The organism is Corallococcus sp. CA047B (assembly GCF_003612065.1).
GTDB lineage: Bacteria > Myxococcota > Myxococcia > Myxococcales > Myxococcaceae > Corallococcus > Corallococcus praedator.
The window spans coordinates 1-20,849 of record NZ_RAWD01000165.1 but is presented as its reverse complement, the minus strand read 5'-3'; the positions used below and the strand labels follow the sequence as shown (position 1 = coordinate 20,849).

Annotated in this window: 14 protein-coding genes and 1 pseudogene; 5 read left to right on the top strand and 10 right to left on the bottom strand. The window is 71.2% G+C overall.

The genetic code is table 11. From position 1 onward, the window contains the following. Positions 1-1,297 (top strand): sigma 54-interacting transcriptional regulator (locus D7X74_RS24155; protein WP_147446664.1); only part of this gene is annotated, 1,297 nt, incomplete at its 5' end. 136 nt (positions 1,298-1,433) lie between these two features. Next, the gene (locus tag D7X74_RS24150) at positions 1,434-1,787 is read left to right on the top strand and encodes a hypothetical protein (RefSeq protein WP_120535354.1); all 354 of its coding nucleotides are present in this window, start codon (positions 1,434-1,436) and stop codon (positions 1,785-1,787) included. Positions 1,788-1,886: 99 nt separating this feature from the next. Here D7X74_RS24150 and D7X74_RS24145 read toward each other — a convergent pair whose 3' ends face one another. The 6 genes from D7X74_RS24145 to D7X74_RS24120 all read right to left on the bottom strand — a co-directional run bounded on the left by D7X74_RS24145 (position 1,887) and on the right by D7X74_RS24120 (position 13,137). After that, a complete protein-coding gene (locus tag D7X74_RS24145) occupies positions 1,887-5,426 on the bottom strand; it encodes a serine/threonine-protein kinase (protein WP_120535356.1) in 3,540 nt (1,179 codons plus the stop codon). 167 nt (positions 5,427-5,593) lie between these two features. Beyond that, the gene (locus tag D7X74_RS24140) at positions 5,594-8,656 is read right to left on the bottom strand and encodes a DUF4215 domain-containing protein (RefSeq protein ID WP_120535353.1); all 3,063 of its coding nucleotides are present in this window, start codon (positions 8,654-8,656) and stop codon (positions 5,594-5,596) included. A 12-nt stretch (positions 8,657-8,668) separates the two neighbouring features. Continuing rightward, the gene (locus D7X74_RS45085; RefSeq protein ID WP_120535352.1) at positions 8,669-10,459 is read right to left on the bottom strand and encodes an OmpA family protein; all 1,791 of its coding nucleotides are present in this window, start codon (positions 10,457-10,459) and stop codon (positions 8,669-8,671) included. Between the two features lie 227 nt (positions 10,460-10,686). Beyond that, the gene (gene rnk, locus D7X74_RS24130) at positions 10,687-11,103 is read right to left on the bottom strand and encodes a nucleoside diphosphate kinase regulator (RefSeq protein ID WP_120535351.1); all 417 of its coding nucleotides are present in this window, start codon (positions 11,101-11,103) and stop codon (positions 10,687-10,689) included. A 367-nt stretch (positions 11,104-11,470) separates the two neighbouring features. Then, positions 11,471-12,052, bottom strand: coding sequence for an imm11 family protein (locus D7X74_RS24125; RefSeq protein ID WP_120535350.1), 582 nt, complete (start codon positions 12,050-12,052; stop codon positions 11,471-11,473). Positions 12,053-12,069: 17 nt separating this feature from the next. Next, positions 12,070-13,137 (bottom strand): AHH domain-containing protein, encoded by a 1,068-nt coding sequence (locus tag D7X74_RS24120; RefSeq protein WP_370450801.1) that lies wholly within the window; start codon positions 13,135-13,137, stop codon positions 12,070-12,072. Positions 13,138-13,544: 407 nt separating this feature from the next. Between D7X74_RS24120 and D7X74_RS24115 the strand changes: the two genes are divergently transcribed. Further along, a complete protein-coding gene (locus D7X74_RS24115; protein ID WP_120535348.1) occupies positions 13,545-14,666 on the top strand; it encodes an OpgC family protein in 1,122 nt (373 codons plus the stop codon). A gap of 28 nt (positions 14,667-14,694) precedes the next feature. Here D7X74_RS24115 and D7X74_RS24110 read toward each other — a convergent pair whose 3' ends face one another. The 4 genes from D7X74_RS24110 to D7X74_RS24095 form a co-directional block, all read right to left on the bottom strand. Then, positions 14,695-15,771 (bottom strand): nitronate monooxygenase family protein, encoded by a 1,077-nt coding sequence (locus D7X74_RS24110; protein WP_120535347.1) that lies wholly within the window; start codon positions 15,769-15,771, stop codon positions 14,695-14,697. A gap of 113 nt (positions 15,772-15,884) precedes the next feature. After that, the gene (locus D7X74_RS24105) at positions 15,885-16,826 is read right to left on the bottom strand and encodes a serine hydrolase (RefSeq protein WP_120535346.1); all 942 of its coding nucleotides are present in this window, start codon (positions 16,824-16,826) and stop codon (positions 15,885-15,887) included. Positions 16,827-16,850: 24 nt separating this feature from the next. Then, positions 16,851-18,053 carry a DUF819 domain-containing protein gene (locus D7X74_RS24100; protein WP_233602221.1) on the bottom strand — a complete coding sequence of 401 codons (1,203 nt, stop codon included), beginning with the start codon at positions 18,051-18,053 and terminating at the stop codon, positions 16,851-16,853. Next, on the bottom strand, positions 18,050-19,078 hold the full coding sequence (locus D7X74_RS24095; protein WP_120535345.1) for a dipeptide epimerase: 1,029 nt from the start codon (positions 19,076-19,078) through the stop codon (positions 18,050-18,052). Before D7X74_RS24095 ends, D7X74_RS24100 begins: the two co-directional genes overlap by 4 nt. Positions 19,079-19,176: 98 nt before the next feature. On the opposite strand from D7X74_RS24095, the gene D7X74_RS24090 reads away from it, so the two are divergent. Both D7X74_RS24090 and D7X74_RS24085 read left to right on the top strand, forming a co-directional pair. Beyond that, positions 19,177-20,568 (top strand): M20/M25/M40 family metallo-hydrolase, encoded by a 1,392-nt coding sequence (locus D7X74_RS24090; RefSeq protein WP_120535344.1) that lies wholly within the window; start codon positions 19,177-19,179, stop codon positions 20,566-20,568. Between the two features lie 64 nt (positions 20,569-20,632). Beyond that, positions 20,633-20,849, top strand: a pseudogene (locus D7X74_RS24085) (aspartyl/asparaginyl beta-hydroxylase domain-containing protein); the annotation flags it as partial.

The window sequence follows — 20,849 nt, the reverse complement described above, 5'->3', positions numbered from 1 at the left end:
GGAGTTTCCGGCCGACGCGCTGGTGGCGGGTGTGCCGCTGGTGCTCGCCGGGCGCGTGGCGCTGCTGCTGCACCGGGCCACCGTGCGTGCGTCCGGGGCGCCCCGGCCCGCGAACCCGGCGGACCTGGCGGGGCTGGGCATGGTGGGCGACAGCGAGGGCATCGTGCGGGTGCGCGAGGACGTGCTGCGCGTCGCGGACCTCCAGGTGCCGGTGCTCATCCGGGGCGAGACGGGCACGGGCAAGGAGTTGGTGGCGCGGGCACTCCACGCGCAGGGCCTCCGCCGCGCCGGCCCCTTCGTCAGCGTCAACCTGGGCGCCCTGTCGCGGGACCTCATCGCCGCGGAGCTGTTCGGCACGCTGCGGGGCGCGTTCACCGGCGCCACGCGCGACCGCGACGGCTTCTTCCGCGCCGCGCACGGCGGCACCCTGTTCCTGGATGAAGTGGCCGAAGCGCCCCCGGAGGTCCAGGCGGCGCTCCTGCGCGTGCTGGAGACGGGCGAGGTCTACCCCGTGGGTGGCCAGACGCCCGTGCGCGTCGACGTGCGGCTCGTCACCGCCACCGACGCGGACCTGGAGGCGCGCATCCACGACGGCCGCTTCAAGGCCCCGCTGCTGCACCGGCTGGCGGGCTTTGAAATCGTCGTTCCGCCCCTGCGCGAGCGCCGCGAGGACATCACGCCCCTGTTCCTCCACTTCGCCCGCCAGGAGCTGGAGACCACCGGCGAGGCCGAGCGCCTGATGTCCGCGGACGCGAGAGCCGAGCCGTGGCTGCCCGCATCCCTGGCCGTGCGGCTGGCGCGCTCCGCGTGGCCCGGCAACGTGCGGCAGCTTCGCAACGTCGCCCGGCAGCTCGTCATCGGCAGCCGGGGTCTGCCCGGGCTGCGCGTGGACGCCCGGATGGAGCAGACGCTGGACACCGACGCGCTCCCCATCCCCGGACAGCCCCTGTCCGTGGAGGCGCCGTCCTCCGCCACCGAGAACACCCCCGCGGGGCACCGCACGCCCGCGCGCCGCAAGCCCGCGGACGTGAGCGAGCAGGAGGTGCTGGAGGCCCTGCGCGCCTGCGCGTGGGACCTGAAGGCCACCGCGGACTGGCTGGGCATCCCGCGCTCCTCCGTGTACGTGCTCATCGACAAGAGCTCCTTGCTGCGCACCGCTCGCGACTTGAGTCCGGAGGAGATCACCCGCTGCTTCCACGAATGCGAGGGCGACCTGGACCGCATGGTGCAGAAGCTGGAGGTCTCCCGCCGCGCGCTCCAGCGCCGGGTGCGCGAGCTGGGGCTGGAAGGGACCTGAGCTGACACGTCAGCCTTGTTTCAATGTGTCACTGACGCGTCCGGGTGCCCTTGGGCCGCGACCCGCCAGTGATACTTCCGAGGGTGTACACACGAGCCCGCACGCTGGTACGGGCGCTGCATTGCAGTGAGGACCTATGGCCAACACCATCTACATCGACATCGCCACCACCCCCGTCACCTACCTCCCTGGACCGGAGGTGAAACATGGTGACCACGTGATCTTCACGCTGGGCGCCGCCTCCGCCACCATCGCCAGCGCCACGGTGTCGTTCCCCAACGGCACCTGCCTCACCACGTCCGGCCCGTACACGCTGGGAGGCCCCACCATGGCGACGGCGCCTCTGACCGTCTCCGCCACGGCGCCGAAGGGCATCTACGGCTTCGAGGTCAACATCCCCGACGAAGCGAAGGACCGGAAGGTCGGACCGCAGGAGGATGACCGGAAGAACGGCGGCATCGACGTGACGAGCGACCCGCCGGAAGTGTGACGGAAAGCAGGTCGCGGGCCCGTCAGGGCCCACGGTACTCGGCCGCGCGCTCCTGCACCGGAGCGCGCGGTCTGGCGCGAAGCCGCGTCGGTTCCTGCATCACTCGGTCTCGTGCGCCTTCACCGGGGCGCCAGGTCCGGCGCGAAGGCGCAGCAGTTCCTCTCGCACCTCGCGGGCCCGTACCCACCGGGGACGGGCCGCGACCACCGCGTCGGCCAGTTCCAGCCCGCGCGTCAGCCCGGCCGCCGCGTCCTGTCCTTCACGCAGCCGCCATGCGGCCCACGCTCCGTGGAGGTCCGCCGCCGCCAGCCGGTACTCCAGCCGTGGGTCCCGCTTCAGGGCCTCCTCGAAGGCCTGCGCCGCGCGCGTGAAGCCGCCGTCCGCCGCGCCATGGCCGTGCGCCGTCCAGCGGGCCCGGACGCCCACCGCCTCCGCGAGGTAGCGCCACGCATTGCCCAGGCGCGGGTTGAGTTCGCGCGCCCGGTTCAACGCCGCCTCGGCCCGCACAAGCTCCGGCGCCGGGTCCTTCTCACGGGACAGCGCCCACGTCGCCTGGTGCACCCACGCCTTGCCCAGGTTCGCCAGGAAATCCGCGTCGTCCGGCAGCCGCTCGAGCGCGGCCGAGTAGTGCCCCACCGCGGCGCGCAGCGCGACCGTGGGGTCCTGGCCCTTCGCGAGCTGGCCCTCGGCGCGAAATACTTCCCACTCGCCCAGGTTGTTGAAGGCGAAGCCCTGCGTGGGCGCCAGCGTCCGCGCCTGTTCGAAGGACGCGCGCGCCTGCGCGAGCAGGGCCTCCGGGTCGCCGCCTTCCTCCGCGAGCAGCTCCCCCTGCCAGAACACCGCCGAGCCCAACGCGTTGTGCAGCGCGGGCTGCTTCGCGTTGAGGCTCAAGCCCTGCCGGTACAGCGACAGGGCCCGCTCCAGGTCCACGCTCACGTCCTCGCCCTTGAGGTAGTGGAAGCGCGCGAGCTGCTCGGCCACCTCCGCGCCGTTGAAGCACGCGCTGAAGTTGTCCGGGTTGAGGGACAGCGCCCGGGTGAGCGCGTTGTTCGCCTTGCGCAGGTCCCCCGCCGCGTCGGGCGCGTTCGCCGCGTTGGCGCGCTTGCGGTAGGCGACCCCCAGGTTGATCCACGTGTAGGGCTCCTGCTCGCTCAGCCGCAGGGCCTCCAGGTACGCGTCGATGGCCTTCGTCTGGAAGGGCAGCGCGTCCCCGCCGCGCGCGTCCTCCGCGTCCGCCTGCCCCTGCCACGTCAGGCCCAGGTTCGCGTGGAAGGCGTAGTCCCGGTCCTCGGGACGCAGGCGCTCGAAGGCGGCCGTCGCCCGGCGGAGCTGCTCGCGCGGATCCACCCCGTGCAGCTGCTGGTAGCGCGCCCACAGCCGGTGCGTGAGGGCCAGCTCCAGCGGGATGCGGGCGCTCGGCGGCGCGACGGCCTCCGCGGTGCGCAGCGCCGCCAGGGACTGCTCCAGCAGGGCCTCCACGCCCTCCCCTCCCTGGTTCGTGCGCTGCTCCGCGAGCCGGCGGTGGAAGCGCGCCACCAGCACCAGCGCCCGCGCATGGTCCGGCGCGGCGACGAGCGCGCGCGACAGCGCCTTGAGTCCGCGCTCGTAGTGCGGCAGCACGTTCCCCTCGGCGTACAGCTCCATCACCATCGCGGCCAGCTCCAGCCGCCCCAGCACCGCGTGCACGCCGGGCTGGCTCTCCGCGGTGGCGACGGCGGCGGCGTACGCCTCGCGGCTCAGCGCCAGGTCCGCCTGGGAGCCCGCGCGGTCGCCCCCGTTCCAGCGCTGCATGGCGCGCGCGAGCAGGATGTCGCCGCGCAGGAGGGGCGCCTCGTAGAACCACGGCAGCTGCATGCCGGGCGTGGCCAGCAGGGACAGGGCCTCGTCCGGGCGGTCCTCGTAGAAGGCGAACAGGGCCTTCACGAACTCGGGCGGCGCGGGGACATCCGGCCCTTCCGCCTGTCGCAGGTACGCGAGCGCCGGGTCGCGGTAGCGCCGGGTCAGCTCCCTGCGGCGCGCCTCCCGCTGCTCGGGCGCGCGGCGCTCCACGTCCAACAGCAACTGGTCGCGGTAGAGGTGGCCCAGCACCTGCGCCAGCGCCCACGCCACGCGGGGCTCGCGGTAGCCGTTCGCCCACGCGGCCTCCAGCTTCTCGCGGGCCCCGTCCAGGTCGTCCAGCGCGAACAGCGCGCGGCCCAGGGCGTACTGCCCGGCCCCGCCCGCCTGCGCTCCCGCGCGGCGCACGTCGGCCTCCAGCGCGACCATGCTCGCGCGCAGCGCCTGGCGGTCCTCGCGCGTGTCATGCAGGCGCGACAGGGCGGAGTAGCGCACCGCGGACTCGATGCGCTCCACGCGTTCGGTGAAGGCGCGGGCCAGCCGCTCGCGCTCGGCCACCTCGCCGCGCACGAGGGCCGCCTGCCCCAGCGCCCCGGCCACCACCACCACCACGCCGGTGCCCAGCATCAGCGCCGCGCGGTGCTTGCGGACCTTCTTGCGCAGCCAGTAGCGCGCGCCATGTCGGGCCCGCACCGGCTCCCCGGAGAGGAAGCGCTGCAGGTCGTCGATGAGCGAGCGCACGGAGTCGTAGCGGAGGGGCCGCTCCTTCTCCAGGCACTTGAGGACGATGGCCTCCAGGTCCTCCGGGATGTTCACGTCCAGGGCACGCGGCGCGAGCGGCGCCTCCCGCTGCAACCGCGTGAGCACCTCCGCCTCGGTATCGCCGGTGAAGGGCGGCCGCCCGGTGAGCAGCGCGTACAGCGTGCCGCCCAGGGCGTAGACGTCCGCGCGGCGGTCCAACCGGTGGCCCTCGCCCCGGGCCTGCTCGGGCGGCATGTAGTGCGGCGTGCCCAGCACCGCGTTGGCCTGGTGGCCCTCCTCGCGCCAGTCGCGCGCCAGGCCGAAGTCCATCACGAACGGGTTGAAGCCTCCGTCCTCCGTGCGCTCCACCAGGATGTTGCCGGGCTTCAGGTCGCGGTGGACCAGCCCCGCGCGGTGCGCCGCGTGCACGCCCTCGGCGGCCTGGGCCAGCACCAGCACCCGCTGCTCCAACGTCAGCGTGTTGGAGAGGTGTCCCAGCGACGGCCCCTCCACGTAGCGCATGGCGATGAAGGCCTGCCCCCGCACCTCGCCCACCTCGTAGACCTCGCACACGCGCTCATGGCGCACGCGGGCCTGGGCGCGGGCCTCGGACAGGAAGCGGCGGGCCAGCTCCGGGTCCCCGTCCCGCACGAACTTGAGGGCCACGTTGCGGCGCAGGAGCGGGTCGTAGGCCAGGAACACCTGCCCCATGCCGCCCTGCCCCAGGAAGCGCACCGGTTCGTACCGGTCCCACCCGGGCACCGGGAAGGCGGGGGCGCCGTCCGCGTCCGTCGCCGCCGGGGGCGCGGTCGACAGCGTGGGGGCCTCCTGGATGGGAGCGCCACCCCGGTCCGTGCGCTCGCGGGCCAGGTCCTTGCGCAAGAGGTCCAGGGTGTTCTCCGTCAGCCGGCCCCGTTCCTTCAGCAGCTCCAGGGGCCCGCGGTGCAGGCGGAGGGCATCCTCGCGCAGGGCCGCCGCCTCCTCGGAGGACAGCAACCCTTCGTCCAGCGCGAGGAGGACCTCTTCCTCGTACAACTCCTGATGGCGGCCTGCCCCGTGCACGGACGGAGCATACGGGGAAGGCCAGACGATGCGGGAGCGCCGCCGGAAGGGCGCGGATGGAAGGGGGGCGAGGGGGCACCCCCCGAAGGGGACATCCGGCCCCCTTCCGGCGGCCTCCACGAACGCCATGGAGGCTCCGGAGAGCCTCCGTGGACGTTACCGGGACCTCATGCGGCCGGGCGGCGCTGCCTGCGGCGCAGGCCGGGCAGTCCCATCAGGCCCAGCAGGGCGAGCCAGGAGGCGTCGGGCGCGGCGCTGCACCCGCCGCCCGCGAAGGCGCGCGTGTTCGTGACGGTCCAGGTGTGCTCCGCGGGCGAGGTGTCCGCGTTGCCCGCGTCGTCCACCGCGCGCACCCGCAGGGTGTGCTCCCCGGGGGGCACGGTGTACCGGTCCCTGCACGGGACGAAGGGGCCTCCGTCCAGGCTGCACTCGAACGTGATGTCCTCCTCGTCGGGGCCGTACTCGAAGTCCGCCGTCCGGGAGGAGCCGCTCGCGGGCGGGCCCTTCACGATGACGGTGTCGGGAGCCTCGGTGTCCACCTGGGTGTCCACGACGAAGGGCACGGTGTTGGACACGGGGCTGGTGCCACCCTTGGGCGTCTCGGCCGTGGCCGTCACCGCGTGCGGGCCGTCCGCCAGCGGGGTGGTGGGCACGCAGCTCCAGGCCCCGGCGGCATCGACGGTGGCGGTGCAGAGCACCGTGCCGCCTTCGCGCACCGTCACCTGGCTGCCGGGCTGGCCGGTGCCGGTGATGGCGGGGGTGGAGGTGTTCACGGTGGTGCCGGACGCGGGGCCGGTGATGACGGGGGCCGAGGGCGCGGGCTCATGGCCCTCTTCCACGGTGCACGTGGCCGAGCAGCCGTCGCCCGCCGTGAGGTTGCCGTCGTCGCACGCCTCCGCCGCGTCCTTGATGCCGTTGCCGCACACGTTGGCGGCCGCGCACGTCTGGGACACGGGGTCGCAGACCCCTTCACAGACATTGGAGGCGGTGCAGGCCTGGCCAATCTCCAGCAGGCAGCGCGGCGAGCACGTGTCGCCCGCCGTGAGGTTGCCGTCGTCACACACCTCGGCGCCCGCGCGGACACCGTCGCCGCACGTGGTGCCACAGAGGCTGGGAGCGCCGTTGCACGCGTAACCGGACTCCACGACGCAGATGCCGTTGCAGCCGTCGCCCGACGTCGCGTTGCCGTCGTCGCACTGCTCGCCGGCATTGATGACGCCATTGCCGCAGGTGTTGAAGCACGCGTTGCCGGGCGCGGGGCAGCTCCAGCCCGCCTCCACCTGGCAGGACGCGTTGCAGCCGTCGCCCGCGTTGAAGTTGCCGTCGTCGCACGCCTCGGCGCCCGCCGTCTGGCCATCACCGCAGAGGGTGTTGCAGACGCTCGGAGTCCCCGAGCAGCTCCAGCCCGGCTCGACGCGGCAGCCATTCGAGCAGCCGTCGCCGGACTGCGTCTGGGCATCGTCACACACCTCGCCCGTCTCCAGCGCACCGTTGCCACAGGTGAAGGCGCACACGGAGGGGCCCGCCCCCGGCGTGGTGCAGGCATAGCCCCGCTCCACGCGGCACTCGGTGGAGCAGCCGTCGGAGGACGTCAGGTTGCCGTCGTCGCACTGCTCGCCCGGGTTCACGTTGCCGTTGCCGCACGTCTTGGCGCAGGGCTGACCCGGCGTGGCGCAGGCGTAGCCCAGCTCCAGGGTGCAGGCGTTGGAGCAGCCATCGCCCAGGGACGTGTTGCCGTCGTCGCACAGCTCGCCGGGGTTCAGCAGGCCGTTGCCGCACAGCGGGGCGCAGGCGGACGGCGCACCGGAGCAGGAGTAGCCCGTCTCGATGCGGCACGCGGAGGAGCAACCATCCGAACCGAACGCGTTGCCGTCGTCGCACTGCTCGCCGGCGTTGATGGTGCCATCACCGCAGGACGCCACGCAGGCGCTGCCCGGGGTGGGGCAGGCGTAGCCCGCTTCGACGCGGCAGCTCGCGTTGCAGCCGTCGTTCGCGGTGGTGTTGCCGTCATCGCACTGCTCGCCGGCATTGAGGGCGCCATTGCCGCACGTCTTGGCGCAGGAGCTGGGCGCTCCCGTGCAGCCGTAGCCGGGCTCGATGCCGCAGCTCGCGCTGCAACCGTCGCTGTTGGTGGCGTTGCCGTCGTCGCACTCCTCGCGCAGGGAGATGGCGCCGTCGCCGCAGCGGTCGTCATACGCATCCACGAACAGGTAGCGGAAGGCGTTCGGGGGCGAGGCCGCGTTCTCGTTGCACAGCTCGATGCGGTTGACGCCCGCGTGCCAGGGCGCGCTGGTGCCGAACTCGCGGAAGATGTTCTTCTGCCACGGCTGGCCGGCCGGCTCGCTCACGGTGATGGGGAACACCGCCACGCCGTTCACCTTCGCGCTGTCGAACTGGTTGTCATTGAAGGTGGCCAGGCGCAGCCGGAACTGGGAGATGATCGTCGTCGAGGGGACCAGGAAGTCCTGGTAGACGCACGTCTGCCCGCCCAGGGGCGCCATGAAGCGCGCGGACTGCATCTCCAGGGGCCAGTCGGTGGCGTTGCGCACGCCGGTGGTCGCGCCCGTGGTGGTGCCCGCGTAGAACCAGTGCGGATCCGCCACGGTGCCTTCCAGGCGGCGGTTCTGGTTGTCCACGCCGGTGTTGAAGATGGCGACACCCGCGCCCACGCAGCGGCTGGGGCTGCCCGCGCAGGCGAAGCCGGGCTCCACCTCGCACTGCCGGCTGCACCCGTCGCCCTCGAAGCGGTTGCCGTCGTCGCAGATCTCCTGCGCGAAGGACGGGTACGGCTGGTTGTTGAAGACGCCGTTGCCACACAGGGACAAATCACACGTGGACGAACAGCCGTTGCCGCCGCCCACCGTGTCGCCGTCGTCGCACAGCTCGCCCGTGTTGGTGACGTTGTTGCCGCACAGGCTCAGGAGCGAACAGGCATTGCCGGGCACGTTGCACAGGTAGCCGGCCTCCACGGTGCCGGAGGCGGAACAGCCATCCCCGCTCACGGTGTTGCCGTCGTCACACTGCTCGCCGGGCTGGAGCCGGCCGTCGCCCACGAGCGCCGAGGACTGCTGGCTCGTGAGGACGGACGCGGACGTGGGGGGCCGCGAGTCACCCGACTCACAGCCGATGAGGAGGAACAGGGCACTGAGGGTCGCGGCGGTGAAGCCCGCTCGCGCGACCGTGCGTGACGCCTGTCCCCGGAAGAGGGACTCCATGACGTTCATGAACATGAAAGGTCTGCCTTACTTCTGAAGGGGTTCCGGAGAGGGGGAGGAGGAGGCCGGCGTCGTCTGCACGCCCTCGGCCTCTCCGACGATCTTGAACTCGACGCGACGGTTCTTCGCGCGGCCGTCCGCCTTGGCGTTGTCCGCGATGGGCTGGTTGGGACCGAAGCCCTGGGCTTCCAGCCGCCCGCGCTCCACGCCCTTGGCCACCAGGTAGTCCACCACCGCTTCGGCGCGGCGCTGGGACAGGTCCAGGTTGTACTCGGCCTTGCCCTTGTTGTCGGTGTGGCCTTCCACGCGAATCTTCGCGATCTCCGGGTGGGAGACGAGGATGGCGGCCACCTTGTCGAGCACCGGGTTGCTGCGCTTCTGGATGACGGCCTGGTTGTTCTCGAAGAAGACGGCCTCCATGATGGAGATGCGGCCCGAGTCGATGCGGGCAAGCGGCACTTCCTTGCAGCCGCCGTTGGCCTCGGTGCCGGGCTCGTCCGGGCAGTTGTCCAGCCGGTCCACGACCTTGTCACCGTCGCGGTCGGGCTCCACATCCGGGCAGCCGTCCTGGTCCTTGTAGCCGTTCACGGTCTCCGGCTCGCGCGGGCAGGCGTCCTTCGAATCGACGATGCCGTCCCCGTCGGTGTCGGGGTCATCCGGGCAGCCGTCCTCGTCCTGGAAGCCGTTCTTGTTCTCCGCCTGGGTGGGGCACTTGTCCGCCAGGTTCAGGATGCCGTCCTTGTCGTCGTCGCCATCCGGGCAGCCCTGGAGCTCGGCGAGGCCGGGGGTGGTGGGGCAGCGGTCCTCGCGGTTCTTCACGCCGTCGCCATCCGCGTCCAGGTCGGGACACTCGGAGGCCACGTGGGGTTGTCCCGCGATACAGACGGGGCCGGCGGGCGCGGGGGGCGTGCCGAAGGAGACGCCCGCGAGCACGCGGAAGCGCGGCGTGCCCGGCGTCTGGCCAAAGCCCGGGCCGCCCATGAGGTACACCTCGGTGCCGTCGGCGGTGGGCACGCGCAGGCCCAGGAGGACTTCCAGGGAGCTGGGCGAGTCCTGCACGGGCAGCGTGCCGCGCACGAGCACTTCCTCGCGCAGGCCGAAGAGGCCCGCGGACAGGTTGACGCCGCCGTTCATCTCCACGCCCATCTCGTCGCGCACGGGGTTGGAGTCGGGGGACAGGGCATACGTCTTGGTGCGCACGAGCGCGCCCACGTCGGCGCCCACGCGGAAGGTGTTCGCCAGCCGCTTGCCCAATCCCAGACGCGGGGAGAAGGTGAAGCCCTCGTCGCGCGTCAGGGCGGACTTGCTGCCCAGGGGCAGCGCCGCGCCCAGGTGCAGGCCGAGGTCGATGGGGCCACCCCGGTCCTCGGAGAGGAAGCCGGCGCGGGCCTGGAGCCAGGGGGTGCCGAGCGCGCTGGTGGTCGGGGTGTTCACACCCACCGCGGTCGTCTCCGGGCCCCACTGGGACACGATGGGCACCTGGGCGCCCACCTCGAGCCAGTTCGTGAGGGCGTAGGCCGCGCTCACGTGCGCCGTCACGCGGTTGGAGATGATGACGCTCTGCTCTTCGTCGTTCTCCAGCAGGACGAGCGGCTTGTTCTCGTAGTGCGCGGTGAGTCCCACGCGGAACTGCCCGGCGGGGAGCAGGTCACCGGTGGACAGCACGAGGCTGTCGCGTGCGCCGGGGTTGAGCTGCAGGCGCTCCAGTTCGATGCCTGGAATGGTGCTGCTCTGGGCCTGGGCGCTGAAGGCGCAGAGGACGGCCAGTCCTCCGAACCCAAGGTGATGCCTTCGTGCGAACAAAGCGTTCCTCCACATCGACTCACGGGCGTAGGGACGTCCGCGACCCTTCGCGGGGCGAGGGGTGCGTTGGCGGATGCACGCTTGGGGCCAGCGCTGTCAAGAAGACAACGGGAAGGAATCACGCGGGGATGGCGGGAGCGCCGGGAGGGAGCACCGGGCGCTGACGCGTCAATCCATGGCGGCTGACACACGGAACACGGCGGCTGACGCGTCAGGAGCGCGCCGTGTTCCGGCGGGGTGCGTCACAGGTCGAAGTGGCCGGCGGCTTCGGGCTGGTAGGGGACGGCGACGATGCGCAGGCGGCGGGTGCGGCCATTGGGGAGCGGCCATTCCACGGTCTGGCCCACGGACAGACCGATGAGCGCACTGCCCACGGGGGCGAGGATGGAGATGCGGCCCGCGTCGCTGTTGGCGTCCTTGGGATAGACGAGGGTGACCTCGCGCTTGCCGCCGCCCTCTTCGTCCTCGAAGACGACGGTGCTGTTCATGGTGACGACGTTCGCGGGGATGGCGGTGGAGGACGTGACAACGGCGCGGGCGAGCTCGGACTCCAGTTGCTCCACGAGCTCCGCGTTGCGCGCGTTGCCGTACTGTTCGACGACGCGCTCCAGGCGCTGGAGGTCGGTGTCGGTGACGATGAGGGGATGGTTGTGGACCATGGTGGTGCCTCCTGGCGGTGAGAAGGAATGACGGCCCCACGCATTCCCGGGAAAAGGGAGCGCATGGAGGCGCCGTCGGGTGAAGGGGTGGAGAGGACGCCGACCGTCGCGAACTACACGGGACGGGAGGCGTGGGAGACAAGCCAGGCGGTGGCTCGGCCATGCGCGGGCAGCGTCCGGCGCACGGAGATCCGGCGCGGAGCACGCTGCTGGCAGGCTGTGAGCGAAACCGTCATCTGGACAGGGACCCGGGGCTGCGAACGCGAAATGGAACCCTGAATGTAGCCGTGCCAGCCCTGATTGCAACCGACGCCCCGAGAAGAGGCGACCGAGCGGACAGGCGCCGTGGTGCCCGGGGGGGTGCGGATCAGCGCAGCGGTGACACGTCCTTGAACCTCACCCCCGTGGCGCCCAGTTGCTCCAGGGCGAGCTTGATGTCCTCGGAGATGATGAGGGACACCTCCCAATGCAAGGGCCGGAACACCTTGGGACTTCCGATCCGGAGGGCGTCCAGACGCATGCCCCACACGGAGAAGTAGGTGCCGACCTTCTCCGGGAGCCCGTTCTTGGGCTTCCAGTAGAGCACTTCTTCTGAAGCTTCGTCGTCGATGCAGTTCACTCGGCGGACGGCATTCATGATGAGGAACTCATCCGCCTGGCCCTCGATGTCCACGGGGAAGAACTGCACGTCCGCTGGGGCCAGCCGCGCGAAGACGGAGGCCACCCGGGCATGGACGACGGGAATGCTGAAGGGCGCGTGGGAGTAGTCGAGCACTGTGCCCGGGATCTCAACGGGGATGCGCACACGCTCCGGCCAGGAACTCGGCTTGCCCATCCGGAACTGCCAGGGGTTCATGAGTTCGGTTCCCTGAGCATCCTGCGGGTGCCCCAGCTCCCAGCGTCCTTCCAGGTACACATCGTCAGAAAGGTCGAAGTACTGCTGCGACATGGATTGAACTCCGGGACTCACTCCGTACGGGTTACCAGCTTGTTGAGAAAGCTTCCCTTCTGCACGAGTTGATCCGCCAGCGTGCGAAGTGCCCGCGTCAGCGATTCTCGACATTGCACGATGGTCTCGCAGTTCGCTGTCGCCTGCTCAAGCGCACCATGGACCCTCTCGTGGTACTGGCGAGGATGGGGGCCCTTGTGACCAGGAACATCGACCTGATTCGCAGGGTCGCTCAGCGACATATCCGCTTTCTTGAAGATCTTCTGATAGCGCGGCGTCCACGGCCCACCGTTCGCGGTGGAGGTGCTGAACTTATCGGACGCGATGTGGTGCTTCTGCCCCGCCGCATCCACCACCGGCCCACGGACCGTCATCGCCACCGCGCCCGGAGCCAGCGCGATGGAGATGACACCCGACGTCGATACGGCGACCGACTCCACCTGCGCGACCGCCCCCAGCCGGAAGCCCCCCTGCGCCGCGCCCACCAGTGAAGCCTGCGCCGAACCGGGCAGCGTGGGAATCTTCGCGGCCATCGTCTCCGCCGTGCTGCCCAGCGCCGCCGTGGCCAGCATCACGAAGGCCCGTGCGGCGTTCACCCCCATCACCTCGCCGTACCGCTCCCCCGCGTCCCGTAGTTCCTCGAAGGTCGTGGCCTCGCGCGCCGCATCCGCGAGCACCAGCCATCCCCGGATGAGGCTCACCACGGTGTCGATGCCGGCATACGCGATGAGCACCGCGGTCAGGGTCGCAGCGATGCCCTTGGACACCGCCGGCTCGGGAATCAGCCACAGCCCCAGGTACAGGGTCGCTGTCGTTGTGATCGTGGCGATCACCGCCTCCCGGCTGACCATGCCCCGCAGCGCTTCGCCCGTTTCGTCCCACACCGAATCCAGCGCGATGGAGAAGGCCAGCGTGCGTCGGCCGACCTCGTCCAGCGTGGGGCCTTCCTGCAGGAGGTGGAGGCAGTCTCCGGACAGGGCCTTGCGCTGACACCACCGTCCGTAGGCCGCCGCGAGTCCACCCTCTGGCTCCGCATGAAGCCGGAGCTGCCGCCTCTCCGGCTCCATCACGGAGACAAGACCCAAGCGCCCTCGAACGTGGGAGTACGCACGCGGCGGCAAGGAGGCCGCCAACAACCGATAGGCTGTCTCCCTCGGTGGCGCGGAAACGGATGCGTCGCGCGCCAGCGCTCTCACCGCCGCCGCGAATGCCTCTTCCTCCAGCTTCGCGGGACGGACCTCCATGTCGGGTGCATGGGTGATGGGCGCCCCCTGGCCTGTCTCCAGCCTCACGCTCCGTGACGTCGCGCATCCCGTCCCACCAAGCAGCGCCAGCAGGACAAGGGCAACGTGCGTCAGGCGTACCGTGACAACGGATCCGCGAGGCTTGAGAGGTTTACCCGGCGCGCGGGGATGTGGCATGGGTGAAGGGCTCCTCCAAGAGGCACGGCCTTCCAAATCCTAGCGACCCATCCACCGCTCACGACGCCGCCATGCAACGACGCCCTGAATTCGACAGCCTGCGCGGAGTGCTCCTCGTCCTGATGACGTTGACGCACCTGCCCACCCGGTTGAACGTCCTCAGCAACCAGCCGTTCGGCTTCGTCTCCGCCGCCGAGGGCTTCGTCTTCCTCTCCGCGTTCCTCGTCGGCGTGGTGCATGCGAAGAGGCTGGGCACGTCCAGCCCCATCGCCATGGTGAAGAGCCTCTGGAGCCGCGCCCTCAAGGTGTACGGCTACCACGTCGCCCTGCTCTGCTTCGCGTTCACCATCATCGCGGCGCTCGGCGTCGCAGCTCGCAGGCCCGCCATCCACAACCTGCTCGGGTTCTTCCACCAGGATCCGTTCACCGCCCTGTGGAGCAGCCTCTTCCTCCTCTACTGTCCCCCGCTGCTCGACATCCTTCCGCTCTACGTCGTGCTGCTCCTCCTCACGCCCGCGGTGATGCTCGGCGCGCGCAAGGAGGGCTGGTCCCGCGTGCTGGGATTGAGCGCCCTCATCTGGGTCTGGGCCCAGGTAGGCCTCAAGCGCGCCCTGTATGACCTGCTCGTCGCCATTCCCGTGCTGCCGTGGCCGCCCTTGAGCATCGACCTGTCGGGCGCGTTCGACCTGTTCGCGTGGCAGTTCCTCTGGGTGCTCGGCGTGTGGCTGGGCGTCAGCCGCGCCACCGTGCCGGAACACCGCGAGCCCGTGTCCCGCCGGCTCCTCACCGGTGCGCTCGTCGTCAGCATCGGGTTCCTGCTCGTGCGCCACCAGGTCGGCATCTTCAACTTCGAACTGGGCGCCGCCGCGGTGCTGTTCGACAAGTGGTCGCTCGCGCCACTGCGGCTCGTGAACTTCCTCGCCGTGGCCCTGCTCGCAAGCTGGCTCGCGCCGCGTGTGTTCCGCTGGCTGCGCCCCCGCGTACTGGAAGCACTGGGCCAGGCATCGCTGCCCGTGTTCGCCGTCCACGTCGTGCTGTGCCTGCTCAGCCTGTCCCTGCTCGACGAGAACGAAGACCCGCTGGACTACTGGGACGAGCTCGCCGTGCTCGTGGCGACCTTCTGCTCCATGTACTTCGTGGCGCTGCGCCAGCGCCTCGCGGGCCGGGGCGTGGGCCCGCCCTCCACGTCGTAGCCGCCACGCACCGGCGCGGTGCTTCACATCACCCGCGAACTGCCGCCAGCGCGGACTCGGTCTCCTCCATCAGGGTCCGCACCAGGTCCGCCGCCGGTCCCGCCCGCGACAACCCCACGCCCTGCCCCGCCCACAGCGTCATGAAGCGCGTGTCCCCGCGCTGCGCGGCCGCGACCTTCAGTGCTCGCGTGGCCCCGTGAAGCTGGGGATACGGCAGGTACGCTCCCGCCTCCTCCAACGTGGTGACGAGCTCATTGGGAATTGCTCGCGCGGGCCTGCCGGTGAGCGCCCGGGTGATGCGTGACGATTCATCCTTCGCCTCGCGCAACACCTCGCGGTGGGCCGGCACCGTGCCGGACTCCTGGGAGCGCAGGAACGCCGTGCCCAGTTGCACGCCCGCCGCGCCCAGCATCCGCGCCGCCGCGATACCGCGCCCGTCCATGATGCCGCCGCTGGCGATGACCGGCAGCCGCACCGCATCCACCACCTGGGGCACCAACGCCAGCGTCCCCACCAGCCCCGCCTCGAACGGGCCTCCGAAGGAGCCCCGGTGCCCACCGGCCTCGGAGCCCTGCGCGACAATCGCATCCACGCCCGCGGCCTCCAGCGCCAGCGCCTCACGCACGTTCGTCGCCGTGCCCACGATGAGGATGCCGCGCGCCCGCATCGCCTCCAGCACCGACGCGGGCGGAATGCCGAACGTGAAGCTGAACACGTTGGGCGCCGCTTCGAGCACCGCCTCCACCTGCTTCGAAAAGTCCGGCAGCGGAGCCTCCGCCACCTCGGGCGCGGGCAGCCCCAGCTCCGCATGGAAGCGCGCCAGCAACCCCAGCACCGCTCCAGGGTCCCCCGGCTCGACGGGAGCGCGGGGCGCGAACAGGTTGATGCCATACGGGCGCGACGTCCGGGCACGCACCGCCTTCGCCTGCTCGCGGATGGCATCCGGCGGTGCGTCTGCCGTTCCCAGGGACCCCAGCCCTCCCGCCTCCGTCACCGCGACGGCCAGGTCCGGGGGCGACAGCCCACCCGCCATGGGCGCCTGGATGAAGGGATACCGCGTACCAAGTCGCTCCGCGAACTTGCGCCAGGCCAGGGGGTCCATCATGGGGTCACCTCGCGCGCGGACAGGCTGCGCGCAGCCAGCATTAACGCTCCCGGTCCGTCACGCGCACCCCGCCCCCAAGGACGTCGAGTAGCGCACGCACAGGGCATCCATTATCAACAGTCGTAGTCCGGCGCGGGTGCCCCCGCGTCCAGCACCACCGGCGCCGGCCCCCCTGCCTTCGCCAACGCCTCACCGCAATCCAGCGCCGCGTCCTTCGCCAGATGCCGGTAGAGCACGCAGGACGCGCGCTCCACGACGAAGGCCTGCTTCGGCCAGTCCGGCCCACGCGAGGCGAGGATGGCCACCGCGTACCGTCCACCGTCCGGCAGCGTCACCAACCCGATTTCATTGAGCACGTTGTAGCGCGCGTCATCCGAACAGCATCCCGGCGGCAACCACCCGCCCTTGTGTTGGAGCGATGCACGGGCACGCGCAGGCAGCCGCGTGCCCAGCCAACCGCCACACCCCTGCCGGGGCGTCAATTCCATCCACTTCAGCAGCCGGGCGGTGGGCCCCGGCTTCAACAGCGCCTTCGTGTCCAACCGCGCGAGGAAGGACACCGCGTCGTCCGCGCAGAAGTAGTTGTCGTTCTGCATCACCTTCGGGGAGTTCGTCGCCCAGCGCTGCCCGCCGTAGTTCCACTTCGTCAGCGCGGTGTTCTTCATCCCCAGCCCCTGGAGATAGACATTGATGGCATCCGGCCCGCCCACCAGGTCGATGAGCTCTCCGGACGCCTCGTTGTCGGAGGTGCGGAACACCTTCTCCGCGAGCGGCGCCACCTGCTTCAGGTCCCGCTGCTTCAGCGCCGCCGCCACCCAGAACACCTTCGCGGAGCTGGCGGAGATGTGCGGCGTCGCTCCGGAGAAGCTCGCGGATTCTCCCGTGCGCAGGTCCGTCACCGCCAGCGCCAGGTCCGTCCCGGGCGACAGCCGCGCCGCTTCACGCGCCAGCGAATCCACCACCGACCGCAAGGACTCCGGAGGCACCCCAGCATCGGGAGGCGCCGCCGAAGCGGTCATCGCAAGCAGCCACGCTCCCAGCAGCACCCTCCGCATCCGCGACCCCTCTTTCAGCCCCGCTCAGTGGCTCAACCGGTACACCTGCTCCAACACCAGCGCCGTCACCAATCCACAGTACGTCCCCAGCACATACCCCAGCACCGCGAGCAGCACGCCCACCGGCGCCAGCGCGGGATGGAACGCCGCCGCCACCACGGACGCGGAGGCCGTGCCGCCCACGTTCGCCTGCGAACCCACCGCCGCGAAGAACACCGGCGCCTTGAGCCACCGCCGCGCGCCCATCGTCACCGCCGCGTGAATGGCCATCCACACCGCCCCCACCGCCACCAGCGCGGGCGCGTCCCACAACCTCCGGAACTCCGCCTGCGCGCCAATCGTCGCCACCAGCAGGTACAGGAACAGCGACCCCATGCGGCTCGCCCCCGCGCCCTCCAGCCTGCGCACCGGCGTGAACGACAACACCACGCCCACCGTCGTCACCAGCAACACCACCCACGTGAAGCCCGTCACCACGCTGCCCAGGTCCGGCAGCACCTTCGCCACCGCCGTGCACGCCACCGTCACCCCGAACGCCACCGCCAGCATCGACAGCAAATCCGACAGGCTCGCGGGCCGCGCGGACGCCGCTTGAAGCAGGGCGGACTCCTCGCGCACCCGGTCCAGCGCCGCCCGGTCCGCGCCAATGCGCGCGTCCATCGCCTTCTCGCGCCCGGCGAAGGACAGCAGCACCGCCGTCCACACGTTGGACACCCCCACGTCCACCACCACCAGCATGCTCAACGTGCTGTCCAGCGCGCCCACGCTCTGGCCAATGGCCACGAAGTTCGCGCTGCCTCCAATCCACGAACCACTGAGCGCCGCGAGCCCCTTCCACGCCTGGTCCCCCAGCTCCGCGGGCACCAGCCAGCCCAGCGCGAGGTACGCGATGGGCCCTCCCACCATGATGCCCAGCGTGCCCGCCAGGAACACGCCCACCGCGTTCTTCCCCAGCCTCGCGATGGCGGGCAGGTCCACGGACAGCACCAGCAACACCAGACTCGCCGGCAGCAGGTACACCCGCGTGAAGCGATACAACTCCGACTGCGTGGGGATGACGCCCGTGTTCGACAGCAGCGTGGGCACGAAGTACGCGAACACCAGCAGCGGCACGACGTTGAAGAACCGCTCCACCGTGGGGTGGCGCTGCAACACATACAACCCGGCCAGCACCGCGAGCAGCACGGCGAGCACCGCCATCGGGTCCTGGATGAGCGGCGGCGTCACGTTGCCGCCCGAGGCTCCACGCCCAGGCCCGGTCCATCGCCCAGCTGGATGCGCCCCCCCACCACCGGATGCGCGCGGTACGGGTCTGACGCGAGCAGCAGGTTGCCGTCCAGGTCCACCCAGTCGACCAGCGGCGCCAGGTGCGCACCCGCCGCGATGCCCAGCCCCGTCTCCACCATGCAGCCCAGCATCACCTTCAGGCCGCACGCGCGCGCCGTCTCGATGATGCGCAGCGCTTCGCGGATGCCACCGCTCTTCTGCAACTTCACGTTGATGCCGTGGAAGCCCGCCGCCAGCGACGGCACGTCCGACGCCTTCGTCAGCGACTCATCCGCCACCAGCGGCAGCGGCGAGCGCGCCTTCAACCACTTCGCCCCATCCACATCCGCCGCCGGCAACGGCTGCTCCACCAGCTCCACGCCCTGCGTGGCGAGCCACTGGATGTGCGCCAGCGCCTCGTCCGGCTTCCAGCCCTCGTTCGCGTCCACGCGGATGGTCTGCGACGTCAACGCGCGCACCGTGCCGAACACCTCCCGGTCCTTCCCGGAGCCCAGCTTCACCTTGAGCACCGGGAAGTCCGCCGCCTCGCGCACCTTCACCGCCAGCACCTCCGGCACGTCGATGCCAATGGACATGGACGTCACCGGCTGACGCGCGGGGTCCACGCCCAGCATCCGGTACAGCGGCACGCCCATCACCTTGCCCGCCAGGTCATGCAGCGCCAGGTCCACCGCTGCCTTCGCCGCGGGGTTGTCTGGCAGCGCCGCGTCCAGCGCCTCCGACACGTCGCGGAAGCAGCGCAGGTCCCTCCCCTCCAGCACCGGGGCCAGCTTCTGGAGCGCCGCCTCCACCGACTCCCAGGACTCGCCGTAGCGCACGTTGGGCGCGGCCTCGCCGTACCCCACGTGTCCGCCCGAGCGCACCTCCACGAACACGTTGCGCTTCACCGTGCTCGTGCCCCGGGCAATGGTCCAGGCGTGGCGCAGCGGCAGTTCCACGGTGCGAAAGCTCAGGGGCGACGACATGGGCAGGGCTTCCTCCAGGGCCCCTCCCTTAACACGGCACTCCCGGCAAACGCCGCATCCGTTGCCTTCCGGGGCCCAAGGCGCGAGCCTCCCTCGCCATGCGTTTCCTCGTCCTGTCCGTCCTCCTCGCGTCCGGCGCGAGCCATGCCGCACCGCCCCGTCCCGCGCCGAAGGATGAGCTGCGGACCCTGCTCGCGGAGCTCATCGCCGCGGACACGTCCAACCCGCCCGGCAACGAGACGGCCGCGGCCCGGGTGGCGGCGCGCTGGTTGAGCGAGGCGGGCATCGACTCGGAGCTCATCGAGCCCTCGCCCGGACGCGGCAACCTCCTGGTGCGCCTGAAGGGCTCCGGGAAGGGGAAGCCCATCCTCGTGCTCGCGCACCTGGACACGGTGCCCGCGGTGCGCTCGGAGTGGGTCACCGACCCGTGGAAGCTCACCGAGAAGGACGGCCTGCTCTACGGCCGGGGCGTGCAGGACAACAAGGGCATGGCGGCGGCGAGCATCCTCGCGCTGCGCCGGCTGAAGCAGGACGGCGGCCCGCGCTCGCGCGACATCCTCCTGTACCTGGGCGCGGATGAAGAGGTGGGCTCGGGGCAGGGCCTGGACTGGATGATGGAGCACCGCCCGGAGCTGAAGGAGGCGGAGCTCGCGCTCAACGAAGGAGGCCTCACGGAGCTGTCCCCGGACCGCAAGCAGGTGCGCTTCGTCGCGCTCCAGGCCGCCGAACGCGTCTCGCGCAACGTGACGCTCAAGGCCACCGGTCCTGGAGGCCACTCTTCCGCGCCGCCCGTGGACGCGGGGCCGCTGGTGCGCGTGGCCGCGGCGGTGGCCCGCGTAGGGGCCCTCACCTTCCCCGCCCACCTGACGCCCGCCGCGAGGCTCCACATCCAGGGCCGCGCGCCCATCACCCCGGGGGAGCTGGGGGACGCGCTGCGCCGCATCGCCGCCGCACCGGACGCGCCGCCCGAGGACGCGGTGTCCACCGTGGCGAGGCTGGAGCCCGCGCTGGGCGCCGTGCTGCGCACCACCTGCGTGCCCACCGTCTTCCACGCGGGCACGCGCTCCAACGTCATTCCCGCCACCGCCGAGGCCACCGTCAACTGCCGCCTGTTGCCGGATGCGGACGCGAAGGCCGTGCGCGAGCGCATCGTCGCCGCCGTGAATGACAAGGACGTCCAGGTGGAGATGGACGTGTCGCCGCCGGACTCGCCCATGTCGCCCGTGGGTGACAACGCGATGTTCCGCGCGGTGCAGGCCGCCGCCGCGAAGGTGTGGCCCAAGGCGCCGGTCATCCCGCGCCAGTCCACCGGCACCACCGAGTCCGCCACGCTGCGCAGGGCCGGCATCCACGCCTATGGCATCGACCTCTTCGCCCTCACCCCGGATGACGCACGCACCGCGCACGCCCCCAACGAGCGCGTGCCCGTGGCCTCGCTCCAACCCGGCGCGGAGTTCGTCTACCTCACCCTCAAACACCTGACGCGCTGACGCGTCCTCGGGACCTGGACGGTGCGCGCGCCGGCGCGCTATGGCTTCTCTCCAAGGAGAGGCCATGTCCGAAGCATCGCCCCAGGAAATCACCGCGCAGGTGCGCCAGAAGATTGTCGAGCTGGCCGTGCAGGGCGGCTACTTCGACACCGTCCAGCGCGCGGGTCCGGAGCTGGACCGCCTGAAGCAATACCTGCGGATGCTGACCGGCCAGGTGCCCCTGCCACCCGCGACGCCTGGACAGTCCCCCACCATCTTCCCCCCGCTCCCCGGCCTGGAGG

Coding starts and splice junctions, on each gene's coding strand:
- D7X74_RS24095 (WP_120535345.1), bottom strand. CDS start 19,078: ATGTCGTCGCCCCTGAGCTTTCGCACCGTGGAACTGCCGCTGCGCCAC.
- D7X74_RS24140 (WP_120535353.1), bottom strand. CDS start 8,656: ATGTTCATGAACGTCATGGAGTCCCTCTTCCGGGGACAGGCGTCACGC.
- D7X74_RS24090 (WP_120535344.1), top strand. CDS start 19,177: ATGCGTTTCCTCGTCCTGTCCGTCCTCCTCGCGTCCGGCGCGAGCCAT.
- D7X74_RS24115 (WP_120535348.1), top strand. CDS start 13,545: ATGCAACGACGCCCTGAATTCGACAGCCTGCGCGGAGTGCTCCTCGTC.
- D7X74_RS24110 (WP_120535347.1), bottom strand. CDS start 15,771: ATGATGGACCCCCTGGCCTGGCGCAAGTTCGCGGAGCGACTTGGTACG.
- D7X74_RS24125 (WP_120535350.1), bottom strand. CDS start 12,052: ATGTCGCAGCAGTACTTCGACCTTTCTGACGATGTGTACCTGGAAGGA.
- D7X74_RS45085 (WP_120535352.1), bottom strand. CDS start 10,459: ATGTGGAGGAACGCTTTGTTCGCACGAAGGCATCACCTTGGGTTCGGA.
- D7X74_RS24150 (WP_120535354.1), top strand. CDS start 1,434: ATGGCCAACACCATCTACATCGACATCGCCACCACCCCCGTCACCTAC.
- D7X74_RS24105 (WP_120535346.1), bottom strand. CDS start 16,826: ATGCGGAGGGTGCTGCTGGGAGCGTGGCTGCTTGCGATGACCGCTTCG.
- rnk (WP_120535351.1), bottom strand. CDS start 11,103: ATGGTCCACAACCATCCCCTCATCGTCACCGACACCGACCTCCAGCGC.